The organism is Bradyrhizobium sp. Bra78, assembly GCF_024519855.1.
Classification (GTDB): Bacteria; Pseudomonadota; Alphaproteobacteria; order Rhizobiales; family Xanthobacteraceae; genus Bradyrhizobium; species Bradyrhizobium japonicum_G.
This window is the reverse complement of sequence record NZ_JALJRE010000002.1, coordinates 310,257-326,962: the sequence shown is the minus strand read 5'-3', so window position 1 is coordinate 326,962 and position 16,706 is coordinate 310,257. Positions and strand designations below refer to the sequence as shown.

Sequence of the window (16,706 nt, the reverse complement as noted above, 5' to 3'; positions counted from 1 at the left end):
AGTACCAAAAATGCCCGGAGTACCGCGCCGAGCCCGACATTCGCTGGTGTTTGGCTTTCGCTGGAACCGATCGGCTGTCGATCGTTGGCCCTTGCCCTCGATAAGATCCTATCATTCGCCGTAGGTCGATGCCGGAGCATACCGGCGACAGGCTACACGCCGACCTGGCTCGCCCGATCGAGGCCTAGACGGACACGATGTTCACCGGGCGATCGACCGAACCAGCGCAAGCACGCCCGAAAGAAGGTACTTTGGTCGGAATACCCCAGCAGGTAAACGATCTCAGACAAAGAAGTCTGAGGATCACTCAGGTGCCGATGCGCAAGCTCGCGTCGTGTCTCATCGACGAGTTCGGTGAACGACGTGGCTTCATCGCTGAGCCTGCGCTGAAAAGTATGATCGCTGAGGCCAAGGTCCGAAGCGATCTGCGAGCGGCGCGGACTGCCATCCTGCAAGCGGCGCATAATGGCTTCCTGCCCTCGACGGGTCGTCTGTGGACCTTCCAATTTGCTGAGCGCGAGACCCGCCATCCGATCGTGCAGGTCCGCCAATTGGGGGATAGCCGTCGGCAGCTTCGACGAGAGATCTTTCTCGGTAACGAAAAACCCGTTGGACTTCGCCTCGAACGACAAAGGGCACCCGAACGCCTCGACGTATGGGCTGATATCGGCGGGGACCGGGAAGCTGAATGAAGCCGATTGGGGGCGCAGGGAATGACCAAGCATCCAGCGGCAAAACGTCAGCAGGGTGAGCAAACCATATTCATATCGCTGACGAGGAACCGCCCGGTCGCCGCCAGACAAATCCAGCCGCACCCAGCGGCCGCCCTGTTCGGCCACCAGCGATATGGTGGCCGCATCGCTCACGATGCGCAGATATCGAATAAGGCGGCCCAAACCGGTGAGCAGGTCCGGACTGGACATCATGGCATAGCCGACGATTCCATAGTGGTCCGGGCGGGCTAGATGCGGGTTCGCCAGCGCGACGGCCGGGTTTGCGGTGCGCTCGGCGGCGAGTTGCCAAAGCAGGCTTACCTGATCTGTCGGCCAGCGTTGATCGGTCTGGTCGAGCAGGTCAAGCGACAGACCCGCATCTGTGAACAGCGAGGCAACATTGAGGCCCTGCGAAGCGAACGTGCTCGCCACGCCTTGGACCCAGGCGGATGATGTACTCCGATGCTTCATGGGCCACCTTGGCTTTCCCGAGCCAGTCGTTTGGCATTGTAATGCCACTGATGGCAACCCGTGAACAGCCTATCCTCCGCGAGAACTTCAAGACAGATGGGAGCCACATGAATTGCGCGGGGAATATTGCCGGTCCGGCCACTAGGAGGCCGAGCGGCAGACGGTACGACGCATCAATTGCTTCGCCGGAGGGGAATTGATGTCGAAGACCATCATGCTGGTCCATGGCGCGTGGGTCACCACCGATTGCTGGGCGGGCTTTCGCAAGTTCTTCGAGGATCGGGGTCATAAGGTTGTTGTGCCGCCGTGGCCCTATATGGACAAACCGGCTGAAGCGCTTCAGCGCAGCCCCGATCGTCGAATGGCAGCCTTGACGATCAAAGACCTCGTCGATCATTTCGAAACGCACATCCGAGCCTTGCCTGAACCGCCGATCCTGATGGGCCACTCATTCGGCGGCTTGATCGTGCAGATGCTTCTTGACCGAGGTCTCGGCGCGGCCGGCGTCGCCATTGATGCAGGACCGCCGCGCGGCGTCCTGCCGAGCCCAACAGCCACAAAATCCGCTCTCCCGGTGCTGCTGGCTTGGCGGGGTTGGTCTCGCATTCTGACCATGTCGTTCAAGAGTTTTTCGACGACCTTCGCCAATACGCTGCCGGCCTCCCAGATGAAGGCGACTTACGATCGGCATATCGTCCCGGCGCCCGGTCGCATCTATTTCCAGGCAGCCTTGGGCCTTGGCAACGGGGTGACCTTCAAGAATCCGAAGCGTCCGCCGTTACTGCTGATCGCCGCCGCTGAAGATCGCACAAGCACACCGTCCATGGTGCGCGTCATGTATCGGAAACATAGCCGCGCTCCAAGCCGTACCGACATCCTTGAGTTTCCGAGCCGAAGTCATTGGCTGATCGCCGAGCCAGGTTGGGAAGAGGTCGCGGACAAGGCGCTCAAATGGGCAGAGGCGAACGCGACGCCTCGGACAATAACTTGAAAAACACTGGCAGCTGAAAATGGGGAATGTGCAACCTACAACCAATCCGGCGATGCCGCTGCAAGGAATCCGCGTCATGGAAGCGGGCACAACACCCGCTGCCCGCCTTGCCGGGGTGCTGCTTGCTGATCAAGGCGCAGACGTGTTTTCGCTGGATCACGGCCGCCCATCAAACGAGGGACTCGACGACTACCTGGACCGCGGGAAATTGCTGCTGCCGGCCGCAGTTCTTCCGAGCGTTCAAGAAATCGACATCATCATCGCTGGAAGCGAAACGATCGCGCGATCAAATGACGCCCAAATCTCGCTCAGCTTCCCGGCGGTTGCACCCGGCGAGGTTGAATTTGACCTGCCGCCCGACGCCAGCGACGACTTGCTGAATGCTTTAGTCGGCTTCTATACCGACCTCGGTGTAACCAGCAAGCTGCTCGGGAACAGCGTGACGTATACTCCGTTGCCGCTTTGCACGGTCTATGCTGCGGTGTTGGGTGCGGTCGCATCTATGGCAGCCCTCACCGATCGTGAACGCTGCGGCACAGGCCGCGATATCGTGATCCCGAGACTGGCTGCGGGGCTCTCCGCGATTGGCGTACTGGCCCTAGACGTCCAGGGCCTCGAGCCATATCTCCTGCCACCGGGGCTTCTTACCCTCTCGCCGGAACTGATGGCCGAAGTGCCGAAGGCGCGCAGCGATGAAAGCCATATGATCTGGCTCGTCAACCGGCTGAACCCGACCGCCGGCTGCTATCGCAGCGCCGATGGCCGGCTCTTGACGCCAGTGACGACAGTGAACCGGCGGCTGGCCATTCGGATGTACGAGTTGCTTGGGCTTTACGATCACGTAAAGGAAATGGGTATCGTCGATGCTTCTCCTTACGACCCGGCAAGCCATCTCGTCGCAGACCGCAACATCGCATTGCCTCAAGGGATGCGGAACGAACTGAACATCGAACTTGCGACATTGATGGAGAAGGCTTTCGCGACGAAATCGGCGGTAGAATGGGAGGCGTTGTTCGCCGAGGCGCAGGTTCCTTGTGCAATCGTCCAGGATTTCTCAGAATGGATGAGGAGTTCATGGGCGCGTGAGTCCGGCTTGGTTGAGGAAATCGCCGGACTGGAGCTCGCCCAATTGGGCCGCTCGGTCAGCGTACAGTCCGCCCAACCCTATCCTCCCCTGCAACCCGCAAGGCGGCTGGCGTTACCCGCAACGGCGCCATCGGCGCCGCCGCGTAGGCCGAGCGCAGCTTCTCCGAAACCCCTGGCCGGCTACGTCGTCGTTGATCTTGCGAATGTCATCGCAGGTCCCGCCTGCGGCCGCCTGCTCGCCGAGCTCGGCGCGACGGTCTACAAGATTGATACGACCCGACCCGACCACCAGCCACTGGTAACGATTATTTGGGCGGGTGATGTCGGTCAGGGCAAGAAGAGCGTTCTCGTCGACTTGAGGACTCCGGCTGGGCGTGAGGTTTTCGAGCGCCTCGTGGCCAAAGCCGACATCGTCGTGATGAATGCGACGGACAGCGGGACCGAACGACTTGGTTTGAGCCGAGCACAGCTGGCAAAAATCAATCCCCGCGCGATTGGAATCCAGGTCAGCGCATTCAAGGGCGAGCGACCATCGAGCCACGACGATCGCCCCGGGTACGATCCGCTTTTACAGGCCGCTACCGGAATCATGAGCCGTTTTGGCACGCCGGACATGCCTCTGCTGCACGGCATCGCCTCATGCGTCGACTATCTCACCGGCTACCTCGCGGCCTTTGCTGCGCTCACGGGACTTCAGGCTCGCGAGCGGCGCGGCGACCAGAAAGGCGATTGGGCCGAGACCTCCTTGGCGCGGGGAGCCGCGCTCGTACAGTTTCCGTTTCAAGCGGGTCCAGGACCAGCGACAGCAAATGGGCCCAGCGCCATTGGCCCGAGCGCAACCGCCCGGCTCCATCAACTCACAGATGGCTGGGTCTTTGCGGAAGCTCCCGACGATCTGTCGGAATCGATGCAAGACCTGACAGTGGAAGACGCAATGGAATTCCTGCGAAAGCGAGGAGCCTCGGTCGTCCCTGTGCTGACTATCGCCGCGCTCAAACAGAGGTACGTCGACAAGCCCAGTGAAACGGTGCGGTTTCGCCGGACAAGGTGCGATACTCTCGAAACCATGGCTCTCGAAGCTACATGGTTTCGCTTCGACGGACAGAACCTCGCACCAGTCGAAGCGGCCGCCCCGCCCGGCAGTGCATACACTGAAGTGCTTTCATCACTCGGATTTACCTCGTCCGAGATTCAAACCATGCTTACGGAGAAGATCGTAGGCCAGCCCAATTGGCGCCATCTGGCTGCGAATCGGTAGCGATTCCGATTGGGGTCCGATCTCGTGATGTTGCGCGCGATCGGTAAACTCCCGAGATCCGGGCACAGCGCGCTCATCGGACACCTCCGGATGTCTGCCGTCTCTCGAGGGAGTCACGAGCCAGGACGCAAGGCGGCTTCGGGACGCCGCAGATGAAGTACCGGGGGCGAGATAAATCCAATGCCACTAACACGAGAGGCCGTCGAGCTGCTGGTCCAGGCGGCGAGGGCTTGGTATTTCGATGGCCATCAGCATGGATTGCGTGATCGAGAGTGGATGGCACTGCGCTTTCTCGGTCGCGCCAACAGATTTTCGCGTACGCCGTCCGCGCTCGCCGGCTTCATCGGCGCCACCAGGGCGACTGCATCGCAGATCGTGAAGACCCTGGAGAGCAAGTCCTTCCTGGTGCGAAAGCCTTCGCACGAGGACAAGCGGTCCGTTGTGCTCCACGTCACCACGCTGGGCGAGAAATGCCTGAATCAGTACGACCCGATCAACCACGTGGTGAATGCGGTCACGGCGCTCGGAACCGACGAATGCGTCAAGCTGCGCGACTCGCTGCGCGAGATCCTCAATCATCTCGACGCGGCACATCAGCGACTTGATGCCAGCATCTGCCGGGACTGCATGTTTCTCGCCGAACGCAGCACCGGCCCGGCCACCGGAAGGGCACGTTCGACCGCCGAGTTCTTCTGCCGGTTGTACCGCTCCCCGATCTCTCTCGACGAGACCGAGCTGCTCTGCACCAGTTTCGAGCGCACCCGCGATCGCCCGACGATCGTGAAGCATCTCGACCGAGCGGAACGATGAATGGGACGTCCAGCGTGCCGTTACATGACACTGGAGACCATCGCGCCGTTGACCGATGATCCGATCGTCAGCCTTCCGGCTATCGCCAGCTGACCGCCCCGGTTCGTGCCGGTGAACGCGGTGACCCACTTACACCACGCATGGGGATACGATCGCCTCAAAACCAGATCGGTACTGGATTTGGTACTGCACAGCCAATCGGGACCGCGCGTAAGAGCTGAGATGTCCCGGTCCAATCCATCATGGGTGCCGCGGAAAAGAGATAGGCCACGTTCCATAGATACCGATCACCGGTAGGTTTGGCCGTCGCGCCCCTCTTGCCGCGGCCCTGATCTTCTTGACCGTATAAGCTACCCGCTTGCTCGAGTCGCTGATCCGGCAAATTTCCTGAACATCGGATGCGCGATGCATCGCACGTCGCGGCGAAAACCTGCTGGACTCCATCAACACCCGAGCCTCGCTCGATGCGGCAGAGCATTCAAGATACCGTATATCGGCGCCGGGTATAGCCGCGAGAACCGCAATCAATCTGTAGAGCGCGCCAGGAGCGATCAGGTCAACCAGCTACGGCGACGCATTCGATCTCGATGTCAAACGGCAGCGACCAGGGTCGGATCGCAGCCGAGGTTCTGGCCGGCCACTCGCCGGCAAAGAACTCGCGATAAACCGCGTTGACGCCGCTCATCATGGCAGGGTTCGTCACGTAGATCGTAACTTTCACCACGTTCGCAAGCGAGGAGCCAGCCTGCTCCAGCGTCGTCTTGAGCGCATTGAGCGAAGCGCGCGTCTGAACCTCGATGGATCCCGTAACGATCTCGCCGGTCGCGCAATCGATCGGCGGCATGCCACATGTGAAGAGGAAATTATCCGTTCGCACGATCGCCGATGTCGGAGCGCCGAGCCTGTGGATGGCTGCCGAGATGACGGGGACCCCTATCACCTGCTTGTCGATGTGCGCGTGCGCCGGTCGCGACGTCTTCGCAGCATGACTCTCGCGATCGTCAGCCGGCAAATTGTACACCGCATCCAGCTTCTCGCCGGCCAGAAGCCGAGCGATGATCCCGGGCTCGTTGGCCTGGATCGCGAGCGCCGCGCGGGCAATCGCGGCCGCGCTTGACGGCTCGAGCACCAGCACGCCGTTCTCGTCGGCCAGAACGATGTCGCCGGGCTCAACCAACACGCCGCCGCAGCGCACGGTGCCCCCGAAAGTGCCGCCGCCCCGCAGCTTGGTCGTGAGCGGGGATCGTCCTTTGCACCAGACCGGCGGTCCGTTGTCCCGGATTGCGCTCAGGTCCGTCACGAACCCGTCGATCACGATGCCGGCAAGGCCTGCCGCCTCCGCGGCCGCGCTCATGACGGCGCCCCAACAGGCATGGCGGTCGTCGTCTCCGCGCTCGACCACCAAGACGTCGCCGGTTTTCGCCCGCGACAGCGCCAGCGCCAGCGCGGTTCCGTCGTCGCCCGGGAGCGCAACGGTGAAGGCGGGCCCGCAGATCCTGACCCGGTCCCGCAGGCACTGGATCGCCGGTGGCATGAAGCCGTCGTCGAGGAAGTGCCCGATCGTCGCGGTCTCGACGTCGCGCAGCAGACGGATGGCCTCGGCGAGGCCGGTACGATCAGACGTCATGGGCCAACCCCTGGCAATCGGGCCCGCCTGCGCGTCACGTCGCTTCGGTCAGATCTCGCTTGACCGTCTCGACGAGCAGCAGCAGTGCGACGATGGAGAGGGCCGCCGAGCCGATCATGTACCAGGCCACCGACGAGCCCTTTCCGGTCGTGGCAAGGAGCCACGTCGTCACGAAAGGCGTCGCCGCGCTGCCGAGCACGCCTGAAAGCATGTAGGCAATCGACAGGCCGGAATAGCGCACCTTGGTGCCAAACAGCTCCGCCAAAAACGTGGCGATCGGCCCGTAATTCGCCGCGAAGGCCGTCATCATCAAAAGGTAGCCCGCAAGCGCGCCCGCGAAGGTCTTGGTGTCCATCAGCCAGAACAGCGGGAAGGCGACCAGCGCCTCGGCGATGATCCCGCCAATGATGATCGGGCGACGGCCCCAGCGATCCGACAGCCAGCCGAAGAAGGGCAGCAGGACGAGACACGCCGCGCAGGAGAGCAGGACAACCGTGAGCATCTCGTTGCGCGTGAATTCGAGGTTCTTCGTGCCGTAGCTCAGCCCGAACGCGACGATGAGATTGAAGGACGACCCGGTGGACATCGTGGCGACGCCGCCCAGGACCACCGTCTTCCAGGACTTCTTCATCAACTCGGCGAACGGCAGCTTCACCTGCGCGGACGATTGCTTCACCTTGCTGAAAGACGGCGTCTCCGAGAGGTTCAGCCGGATGTAACCACCGATCAGAACGAGGAGGATGCTCGCCAGGAAGGGGATGCGCCATCCCCAATTCATCATGGCGTCGGTCGGCAGGGTTGAATTGATCAGGAGGAAGGCGAGGTTTGCCAGCAATGTGCCGGCAGGCACGCCGATCTGCACCCAGGAGCCGTAAAGGCCGCGCTGGTCAGCGGGCGCGTGCTCGACGGCCATCAGGACCGCACCACCCCATTCGCCGCCAAGTGCAAGACCCTGCACGACGCGCAGCGAGAGCAGAAGGATCGGCGCCCAGATGCCGATCGATTCGTAGTTGGGCAAGAGGCCGATCGCGAAGGTCGCGATCCCCATCAGCACCAGCGAGAACAGCAGCATCGACTTGCGGCCGAGCCGGTCGCCGAAATGGCCGAATAGCGCGGCCCCGACGATGCGGGCGAGATAGGCCGACGCAAAGGTCCCGAACGCAAGCAGGGTCCCGACGAGAGGATCGAAGTTCGGGAAGAACACCTTGTTGAAGACGAGCGCGGAGGCGGTTGCGAAGACGAAGAGGTCATACCATTCGACAGTGGTGCCGATCACGCTTGCGACCGCGATCTGCTTCATGCTGCGGGGCGGTGCGGCAGTCGCCGCCACCGGGTCGGTCGTCGCGTAAGCCATGGTCAGATCCTCGCTTTGGAATCGCTTGGTGAGCAGTCCGGCGGGGGACGACTGTCGCTGGGAGCCGGCAGAAAGCCAAATAGGAATTATCGATGTCATGAATAGCCGCGCGGCGCTGGTCCAAAGCGCTAAAAATCGATCAGGATGCGCGCAGAATGTGCGCGCCCTGCTCTCTTCATAATCGATGAGAGACATAGGACATTTCTATTTAAGCCGCAGCGCCGCGTCCTGTATCGTTACTCCACCTCGTCAGCCCGGTGGAGTCGAATGGTTTTACGCAGCAGCAACATCCGTCCCGACATGGCGCGCTTATGGTCGAGCCTGATGCGGTCGGCCGAGATCGGCCGCACCGCGAAGGGAGGGCTCAAGCGGCTCGCGCTGTCCGAGGAGGATGGCGAGGTGCGGCGCGAGTTCGTACGCTGGTGCGAAGAAGCGGGCTGCACGGTGCAGGTCGACGGCATCGGCAACATCTTCGCGACACGGCCAGGCAGCGATCCGGACGCCAAGGCCGTGCTGGTGGGCAGTCATCTGGACACGCAGATCAAGGGCGGCCGTTTCGACGGCATTCTGGGCGTCCTTGCCGGGCTCGAGCTCGTGCGCACCCTGAACGACCACGATTTGACGACGCGCCGACCGATCGTCATCGTTGACTGGACTAACGAGGAAGGCGCTCGCTTCGAGCCGCCCATGATCGGCTCCGCCACTTTCACCGGGCAGAAGTCACTCGACTTTGCCTACGCCCGCGCCGACAAGGATGGCGTGACACTCGGCCAGGCGCTCGACCGGATCGGCTTCAAGGGAGCCGACCGCCTCTCGCCGGATACGTTCGACAGTCTGTTCGAGCTGCACATCGAACAGGGACCGAAGCTGGACGAGGCCAAGCGTCAAGTCGGGATCGTGACGGGCGCCTTCTCGGTACGCGGCCTCATCGTCGAGGTTCGGGGAGAAGTCGGCCATGTCGGCCCCACGCCAATGCCCAAGCGCAAGAACGCGATCGTGGGCGCCGCGCGGGTGACGCTGGCCATCGACGACATCGGTTGGAGCCGGCACGAGACCGGCGGCAAATCCACCACCATGCGTCTGAAGGTGGAGCCGAACCTGCTCGGCATCCTTCCCGATTTGGTGGAGATGACCTGCGACTTCCGTCATCCGGAGGCTGCGGTCGCAAGCGGGATGCTGGCCGCCTTCGAGGCGGCGATCCCCGAGATCGAAAGGCGATCGGGCTGCAAGGTCACCATCAAGGAGCAGTGGAGCTATGGCGGCATGGAGTACGACCCGGGATGCATCGCACTCACACGCGACGCAGCCGAAGATCTCGGTTATAGCACGATGGACCTTCTCACCGAGGCCGGCCACGACGCCATGCACGTCGCCGACTACCTCCCGACCGCGATGATCTTCACGCCCTGCGAGGGTGGGCTGTCGCACAACGAAGCCGAGAACGTGACGCTCGCTGACATCGAGCCCGGGGTCAACGTCCTGCTTCGGAGCGTGTTGAACCGGGCGGGGATCGCCTAACTCAGTACGGCGGGCTCGGTTTGCGGCAGGCCGTCGGGTTTCAGCGCGATGCTGAGGAACAGGTCCAGGAAAGCCTTTTCGGCACGGTCGAGTGCGTATTCCGGGTTTTGCAAAAAATAGAGATCCGCGCCGAGCTGGTCCTTCAGCACGGGCAGACGCCAGAGCAACTCCTTTTCCACCCCGCGCTCGGCCGCGGTGACCGGCAGAATGCCGATGCCGATTCCAGCCGCAATCATGCGGGTGACTTCGCCAACATGCGAAGACAGTCCGGCCGTCCGGGATCCGAGGCCAGCGCCTTCCCGGAGCGCGACCATCGGCTCCAGGGCTCCGCCGTCCTGCGCGCAGGTAAAAGAGACGACCGGCTCGGCTCGCAGCTCCTCCAGGGTGACATCCTCCCGTCCGAACAGAGCGTGCGTGCGTCCGCAGAAGATCCCGAAGTCTTCACGCAGCATCAACGTGCAGTCGAGCGCCGCGAGCGGCTTCGCAAGCAGGCAAAATCCGAACGGCAAGGCGCGTTGGGCGACGGCGCGCACGATCTCCTGGCTATTGGCCACGTTCAACGTGATCGTCACCGACGGATGCCGACGATGCATCAGCCCCAGCGCGCGGTCGAGCGCCGGCAACGCGGCCTCGGTCACGATCATGATACGGACGGAGCCGCTGAGATCGTCCTCGTCGGTCGATAGACGCTCACCGATCCGCTCGACGCGCTGGTAGATCTCCTGGCATTCCTTCCGCAGCGCTTCGCCCCGGCTGGTCAGCACGAAACGGCGACTGTCCCGTTGGATCAGTTGAGCACCGAGCGTTTCTTCGAGCTTCTGAAGCGAGGCGGTCACGGTTGGCTGTCGGACATGCAGCCGTTCGGCGGCCTTCGTCAGGCTCCGCTCCTCCGCGATCACCAGGAAGGTCCGCAGCAAGTTCCAGTTCAGGTGCCGAATGCGCGGTGTCGGGGAAGCCATCTGACACTGTCCATTAATCCCCCGATTTTGCAACGGCGAACTGTGGGACGCAACTGTTGTTGCACGCTCGACATCGTGGTGATGATAGACAGCGGCCATCGGGCGTCTGCTCGTTGAGCCCGGAGGTCGCATAAAAGCACTCTCTTCGCATCTCAGGCGACGCCCGACGTGACTCCGGAATTTGAACCAAGGCGGACGTCCGCCGATTAATTTGGATGGCTCCCGCCAAAGTACGGGGGAATATGCTGCATTGACGCAATGGCTTTTGCCGCCGCAGCATCGGCTACGTCGATGACGTGGTCATTGTCTGCGAGCTTATCTGACATTCGATGATCGAGGTCGCGGGCAAATCCACCACCGCGGTGATCCGTCGATTACACATCCGAACCGAGCTATACTCCACGCACACAACCATTGGCACCTGGGATTTGATCGTCGAGATTCGCGCTGACAGCCCAACCGATTTTGACCGCGCACTGGGGGAAGTCCGAACCATCGACGGCCTCCCCAACAGCGAAACGAGCATTCTGCTGAGTTTTGTCTAGATCGAGCGAGCATTCTACCCGCTGAGCTCATAAACTCGGCGATGTACTCTTCCGGATCGCCATTCCTGGCGTTCCGAAACTGGGCTTCGACACAAAGGACCAGCTTTGAGAAACCGCCAAAACGCCCTGTATCAGCGCTTATGTTCGTAGAGTAACCGCGCGCGGATGGTTCCTTCGAGCGCCCGGATATCCGCAAGAACGCGCTGGCTGTCAGCCGCCGAGGCGTCCGCGTCCAGCACGACATAACCCACGTCGGCGTGGGTCTCGTAGTATTGAGCCGCAATGTTCACGGCGTGACGGGCGAGCACCTCGTTGAGCCGTCCGAGCATGCCGGGCAGGTTGCGCTGAACTTGAATAAATCGCGTACCGAGCGGTCGCGCCGGCAATTGCGCCAAGGGAAAGTTGACCGCGCCCATCGTGGATCCAGTGTCGCTGTAGTCGACGAGCTTGCGTGCGACTTCGGCGCCGATGCGCTCCTGTGCCTCCTCGGTCGAACCTCCGACGTGCGGGGTCAGGATGACGTTGTCCAGCCCCTGCAGCGGCGATGCGAAACGCTCCTTGTTCGAACTCGGCTCGACCGGAAAGACGTCGACAGCCGCGCCGCGCAGCCTGCCCTTGCGCAGCGCATCGGCGAGCGCGTCCAGGTCGACGACTGTGCCGCGGCTGTTATTGATGAAAAAGGCACCTAGCTTCATCGCATGGATCTCTTCCCGACCGATCATGCCCTGGGTCGCCGCCGTTTCGGGTACATGCATGCTGACGACATCGCTCTGCGCCAGGAGCTCATGCAAACTCGCGACCGGCTCGGTGTTGCCGCGGCGAAGCTTGTCGGTATGGTCGTAGAAGATCACCCTCATGCCCATTGCTTCCGCAAGATATGAGAGCTGCGAGCCGATGTTGCCGTAACCGACGATGCCGAGCGTCTTGCCCCTGACTTCATGGCTGTCGGTCGCGGACTTGTCCCATTGACCATCATGCGCGGCGCTGGATCGCGAGACGATCCGGCGCAGCAGACAGACTATCTCGCCGATGACGAGCTCCGCGACGCTTCGCGTATTGGAGAAAGGCGCATTGAAAACGGGAATCCCGTTCCGCCTGGAGGTTTCGACATCAACCTGGTTGGTGCCTACGCTGAAGCAGCCGATGGCGATGAGCCGGTCCGCCGCCTCAAGAATGTCTGCGGTGATCCGCGTGCGTGAGCGGATACCGAGCAAGTGCACACCCCTGATGGCTTCCTTCAGCGCCTCCCCATCGAGGGCCTTCGACAAGCGCGTCACGCTGGAATAGCCCGCGTTCGTCATCGTGTGCACGGCACTGTCATTCACGCCTTCGAGGAGCAGAACCCGAATCTTGTCTTTGGAGAGCGAGAATTGCGGAGGAGACTGGATTTTTATCACGAAAGCGGTGTCCTGAAGGGATGTGTCAAATGCCGGCTGTTGTGGTCGGGGCGGAAACCCAACTCCCCTCGAAGCTGCATTTTGCGGTTCAGATTCTATTCGATTTCAGAGTGCACACGCCGAGAACCTGCTGCGCAGCATTGAACCGTCAACTCGCAACCGAGTTCGCCCTTCTTGATTGCGACCACATCGCCACCGAGCCGAGCGACGGAGCTATATATGTCTGCGTCGCTCGATCGCCGCGGCCGCGCGCAATACATTTTCTTCTCCCCCCCATGGTCCAACGATCTGGACCCCGACAGGAAGCCCTTCCGAAGTGACGCCAATGGGAACGGACGCCGCAGGCTGTCCTGTCATGTTCCAGGGAAATGTGTATGGACACCACCGCCAATCGTCGGCGGCGAATCCTTCCGGCACATCGTACTCTACAGGCCACGCAGCAGTAGCAACGACCGGACAAACAAGAAGATCGAAGCGATTGAAGAACGCCCGCGACGCCGCAGTTATCTTGAGTCTCTGCTCCATCGCGCGCTGGTATGCGGAAATACTCACCATCCGTCCGGCCTCCGCGGCCTTCAGGATAGTTGGGTCGAGCAAGGATCGTTTTTCCTGTGGGAAGCCATCGACCGTCGCCGTGCAAACGGTATCCCAGAATATCTGGAAGGGTTCGACAGGATCGAGCGGCCAGACTGGGTCTTCTGCAAGTACCCGGGCGCCGGCACCGGTGAGCAGAGGGATAGCCTCAAGAACAAGTTCGTCGACCTCGTGATTTTCCAGCGGAGCCCTGCAGCCCATGCGCGGAGAGAACGCCACAACCAATTCGCGTATATCAGGGTCGACCAGGTCGTCCGGCACGCAGAATGGCACGGGCCACGCAAAGGCATCGCGTGGCTCGGGGCGGCTCATCACAGCCAACATAACGGCGGCGTCCTGCACTGAACGCGACATCGGACCGACGACCGAATGAGGCATGTCAATGTCCGGCGGGAAGGCCGGCACGCGGCCAAAGCCCGGCTTCAGCCCAAAGACATTGGTGAGCGAGGCCGGGATTCTTATAGATCCCGCACCGTCGCTACCGACCGCAAGCGGGCCAAATCCCATTGCGAGGGCAGCGGAAGCGCCTCCAGAAGACCCTCCGGGTGTTTTCGTCAGATCATAAGGGTTCAATGTCACGCCATGCGCTGTGCTACGCGTTACAACCTTGCATCCGGAATCTGGCGTAGCGGTCTTGCCGAGAAACACCACGCCTGCTTCGCGCAACCGCGCGACACACGGCGTGTCCTCAGCACAAGGGGACAGGCCGTCAAATGCAAGCGAGCCGCGCCTTCGCGGCCAACCTGCTATTGACGATAGGTCCTTCACCGTGACCGGAACACCATCGAGTGGAGAGAGCACGTTTCCAGAAATGTAACGTCGCTCGGCGGCCCGCGCCATCTCAAGCGTCTTCTCACGGTCAAGATGGACAATCGCATTAACTTGCGGATTGAGCCTTTCGATGCGATCCAACAGCGAGCCGGCGACTTCGACCGGTGAGAGTTCGCGATTGGAGAAGGCTCTGGAGAGAGCGAGTGCATCGAGAGAGGCGATTTTATCGTCTTCGTGAGACGCACAAAGAGCCCCGCGAGCGCCCGCTGTTAACGTCATCGTCATCAATAGAGCTCAAAATACTCGTTTATTTCCGCGGGCGGGATTTCATCCCGCAGGCGCGCCATCTCCTGCCGCTTCATCGAAAGATAAACTTTCACGAATTCCTCACCCAGCATTTCCCGGAGCGCGGTATCGGATTCAAATGCGTCGAGAGCATCGTGCATTTCGGTGGGAAGCTTGGCGTAGCGGTCATCGTCTTCCTTGGGTCCGGTGCCAGCCGGCATCAATTGACGTTGCTGCTCGATGCCGAGCAACCCCGCTGCTATCGTCGTGGCGGCCACAAGATAAGGATTTGACATGGCTGAGGGGACGCGGACCTCCATATGGGTCGATTGGTCACGGCTTGCTTTCACCCTGATGCTGGCGGAACGGTCCTGTACGCCCCAGGAAACGTTCGATGGCGCGTAGGTCTTCGGACGAATCCGGCGATAGCAGTTAGGCGTCGGATTCCAGACCGCCATTGCCGCGGGCATATGATCCAGCACCCCCTGAATGAAGCGCTTAAACGTCTCGGACATACCGTCCTCGCCTTCGGTATCAAGGAAGGCATTCGATCCCGTCTTGCTATCGAGCAGCGAGATATGGAAGTGGGAGCAACTTCCCGACAGTCCCTTGTAGGGCTTGGTCATGAACGTCGCGAGCAAGCCCTGTTTGATAAGATATTCCTTGACGGTACCCTTGAACACGAACGCCCGGTCGGAAGCGGCAACACCGTCAAGTGCACCGTAATTGATCTCGACCTGACCCGGTCCGTGCTCGACATTGTACGTGATAATATCGATACCCTGACTCTGCAGAACGCGAATGAGGTCGTCGATCGCCGGCACCTGATGGGTGCGAGACGTCACGAAGATCGGTTGTCCGCCGAATATGGGCTCGCGGGTCTTCGCATCGACAACATAGAACTCGTATTCGTGTCCTATTTTCGCGGTGTAACCGAGCGCCGCTGCGAGGGAGAGCATCTTCTTGAGCAGAAGACGCGGAGAGGCCATTTGAAGCCGCCCGTCGTACCACATCGTATCGCAGATCACGCGGCCGGTTTTCTCCAACCAGGGCACCGGTGTCAGTGTGTCCTGGTCGACAACCATGACGCAGTCCTGGTAGTTCATTTCTTCATTGTAGCCGGAATCGCGAACTGGGATCGAATTACTGTCGAGAGCGACGGCGCCGCCATAGAGGTTCAGGCCCGATTTCATATATCCGGCTATATGATCAACCGGGATCGTTTTTCCACGGCTGAGACCCGCCATGTCCGGTAGCTCAAAACGGACGAAGTCGAAGCCGCTGGACTTAACCTTTTCGACAAACGCATTTGCCTCCTCCGGGGAAGCTAGCGCGAGTGTCGGCATCGCGTGATCGTGAGGTCCTTCTTCGACGACTTTCAACATGGCTAAACTCCGTATCTTTCTGTCTTCTTCGTTGTTATTTTTGAGCGGTCGCGACCATGTCCGTCATGACCGCGAATAGATTTTGGCTGAGCAACTCGGCGGAACGGCGAAAGTCAGGCAACCGCTGTGCAACGACGTCCCCTAGCCTCTCGGCTTCTTCCTCACCGAGCGCCTGGATCAGACTCGCCTTGTAGGCAGGAATACGCTCCCAGTCGCCGACGGTCGTCGAAACGATCTCGCAGTGATACTGAAAGCCGTAGGCATGGGAACCCCAGCGCATCGCCTGCACCGCGCAGGCTCCATTGGACGCGAGAACGACAGCGTCCTCCGGAAGCAGGGAAACCTCCGCGCCATGCCACTGAAAAGTATCGAAACGCCGTTCGAAGCGGGCGAGGAGCGCATCCTGCCGACCGATTTCGGTAAGCTCGACCTCGGCGATCCCAACTTCCGGGCGCGACATCATCGTAACATTGCCGCCGAGAGCTTCCGCCAGTAGTTGGTGGCCGAGGCAAATACCAAGATAGGGCCGCCTCAGTTCAACCACCCACCGGCGTATCGCAGCTTTTTCCGGCGCCAGCCACGGGTGGATATCCTTCTGCCAGACATCCATCGGCCCGCCCATCACGACCAGCAGATCATACGGCGACAAATCGGGGATCTGGTCCCCCTCATCAAGTTCGATCTGCTCCAGAGAATGGCCGCCTTGCGACCACAGCTCCCGGAATACTCCAGGATGTTCGACGGCGACGTGCTGAAAAACTAAAATGCGCATGACTGCTGTCACCATCCTGTGCAGATGGTCGACCGATAGTTAGTGGTCGGGCGCCAATCGACTGCGGCGTTCTTCATTGCTCTCATCGATTCCATCATCTTGATCTTGACCTCGGTGCCGATGGGTTGAAAGGTCGTCTTGAATATCTGAGGAAAAGCAGTCATCGCCGA

13 protein-coding genes and 1 pseudogene are annotated in these 16,706 nt (G+C 61.0%); 5 read left to right on the top strand and 9 right to left on the bottom strand.

What is annotated here, in order from left to right; genetic code table 11:
- Positions 1-152 precede the first annotated feature (152 nt).
- Positions 153-1,145, bottom strand: coding sequence for an AraC family transcriptional regulator (locus OC450_RS05520; RefSeq protein WP_262047382.1), 993 nt, complete (start codon positions 1,143-1,145; stop codon positions 153-155).
- A 238-nt stretch (positions 1,146-1,383) separates the two neighbouring features.
- On the opposite strand from OC450_RS05520, the gene OC450_RS05515 reads away from it, so the two are divergent.
- The 3 genes from OC450_RS05515 (at position 1,384) to OC450_RS05505 (ending at position 5,329) form a co-directional block, all read left to right on the top strand.
- Positions 1,384-2,175, top strand: coding sequence for an alpha/beta hydrolase (locus OC450_RS05515; RefSeq protein ID WP_262047381.1), 792 nt, complete (start codon positions 1,384-1,386; stop codon positions 2,173-2,175).
- 19 nt (positions 2,176-2,194) lie between these two features.
- On the top strand, positions 2,195-4,519 hold the full coding sequence (locus OC450_RS05510; RefSeq protein WP_262047380.1) for a CoA transferase: 2,325 nt from the start codon (positions 2,195-2,197) through the stop codon (positions 4,517-4,519).
- Between the two features lie 180 nt (positions 4,520-4,699).
- Positions 4,700-5,329 (top strand): MarR family winged helix-turn-helix transcriptional regulator, encoded by a 630-nt coding sequence (locus OC450_RS05505; RefSeq protein ID WP_262047379.1) that lies wholly within the window; start codon positions 4,700-4,702, stop codon positions 5,327-5,329.
- Between the two features lie 556 nt (positions 5,330-5,885).
- Here OC450_RS05505 and OC450_RS05500 read toward each other — a convergent pair.
- The 3 genes and pseudogenes from OC450_RS05500 to OC450_RS05490 all read right to left on the bottom strand — a co-directional run bounded on the left by OC450_RS05500 (position 5,886) and on the right by OC450_RS05490 (position 8,310).
- Complete coding sequence (locus tag OC450_RS05500) at positions 5,886-6,281, bottom strand: RidA family protein (RefSeq protein WP_262047566.1); 396 nt, start codon at positions 6,279-6,281, stop codon at positions 5,886-5,888.
- A 186-nt stretch (positions 6,282-6,467) separates the two neighbouring features.
- Positions 6,468-6,863, bottom strand: a pseudogene (locus tag OC450_RS05495) (RraA family protein); the annotation flags it as partial.
- A gap of 127 nt (positions 6,864-6,990) precedes the next feature.
- Complete coding sequence (locus OC450_RS05490) at positions 6,991-8,310, bottom strand: MFS transporter (RefSeq protein WP_262047378.1); 1,320 nt, start codon at positions 8,308-8,310, stop codon at positions 6,991-6,993.
- Positions 8,311-8,577: 267 nt separating this feature from the next.
- Between OC450_RS05490 and OC450_RS05485 the strand changes: the two genes are divergently transcribed.
- The gene (locus OC450_RS05485; RefSeq protein WP_262047377.1) at positions 8,578-9,828 is read left to right on the top strand and encodes a Zn-dependent hydrolase; all 1,251 of its coding nucleotides are present in this window, start codon (positions 8,578-8,580) and stop codon (positions 9,826-9,828) included.
- Here OC450_RS05485 and OC450_RS05480 read toward each other — a convergent pair.
- Complete coding sequence (locus OC450_RS05480) at positions 9,825-10,787, bottom strand: LysR family transcriptional regulator (protein WP_262047376.1); 963 nt, start codon at positions 10,785-10,787, stop codon at positions 9,825-9,827. The two genes, OC450_RS05485 and OC450_RS05480, sit on opposite strands and share 4 nt — an antisense overlap.
- Before the next feature lie 329 nt (positions 10,788-11,116).
- Here OC450_RS05480 and OC450_RS05475 point away from each other — a divergent pair, with 329 nt between their 5' ends.
- Positions 11,117-11,332, top strand: a complete 216-nt coding sequence (locus OC450_RS05475; protein WP_410050497.1) for an Lrp/AsnC ligand binding domain-containing protein — start codon at positions 11,117-11,119, stop codon at positions 11,330-11,332.
- A gap of 131 nt (positions 11,333-11,463) precedes the next feature.
- Here the strand turns inward: OC450_RS05475 and serA are convergent, their stop codons facing one another.
- The 4 genes from serA to OC450_RS05455 form a co-directional block, all read right to left on the bottom strand.
- The gene (serA, locus tag OC450_RS05470) at positions 11,464-12,729 is read right to left on the bottom strand and encodes a phosphoglycerate dehydrogenase (RefSeq protein WP_262047375.1); all 1,266 of its coding nucleotides are present in this window, start codon (positions 12,727-12,729) and stop codon (positions 11,464-11,466) included.
- Positions 12,730-12,942: 213 nt separating this feature from the next.
- Complete coding sequence (locus OC450_RS05465; protein ID WP_262047374.1) at positions 12,943-14,379, bottom strand: amidase family protein; 1,437 nt, start codon at positions 14,377-14,379, stop codon at positions 12,943-12,945.
- Positions 14,379-15,764, bottom strand: coding sequence for a glutamine synthetase family protein (locus OC450_RS05460; protein ID WP_262047373.1), 1,386 nt, complete (start codon positions 15,762-15,764; stop codon positions 14,379-14,381). The genes OC450_RS05465 and OC450_RS05460 overlap by 1 nt, the downstream gene beginning before the upstream one ends.
- A gap of 34 nt (positions 15,765-15,798) precedes the next feature.
- Entirely contained in the window at positions 15,799-16,536 is a 738-nt protein-coding gene (locus OC450_RS05455; protein ID WP_262047372.1) for a type 1 glutamine amidotransferase, read from the bottom strand.
- Between the last annotated feature and the right edge of the window lie 170 nt (positions 16,537-16,706).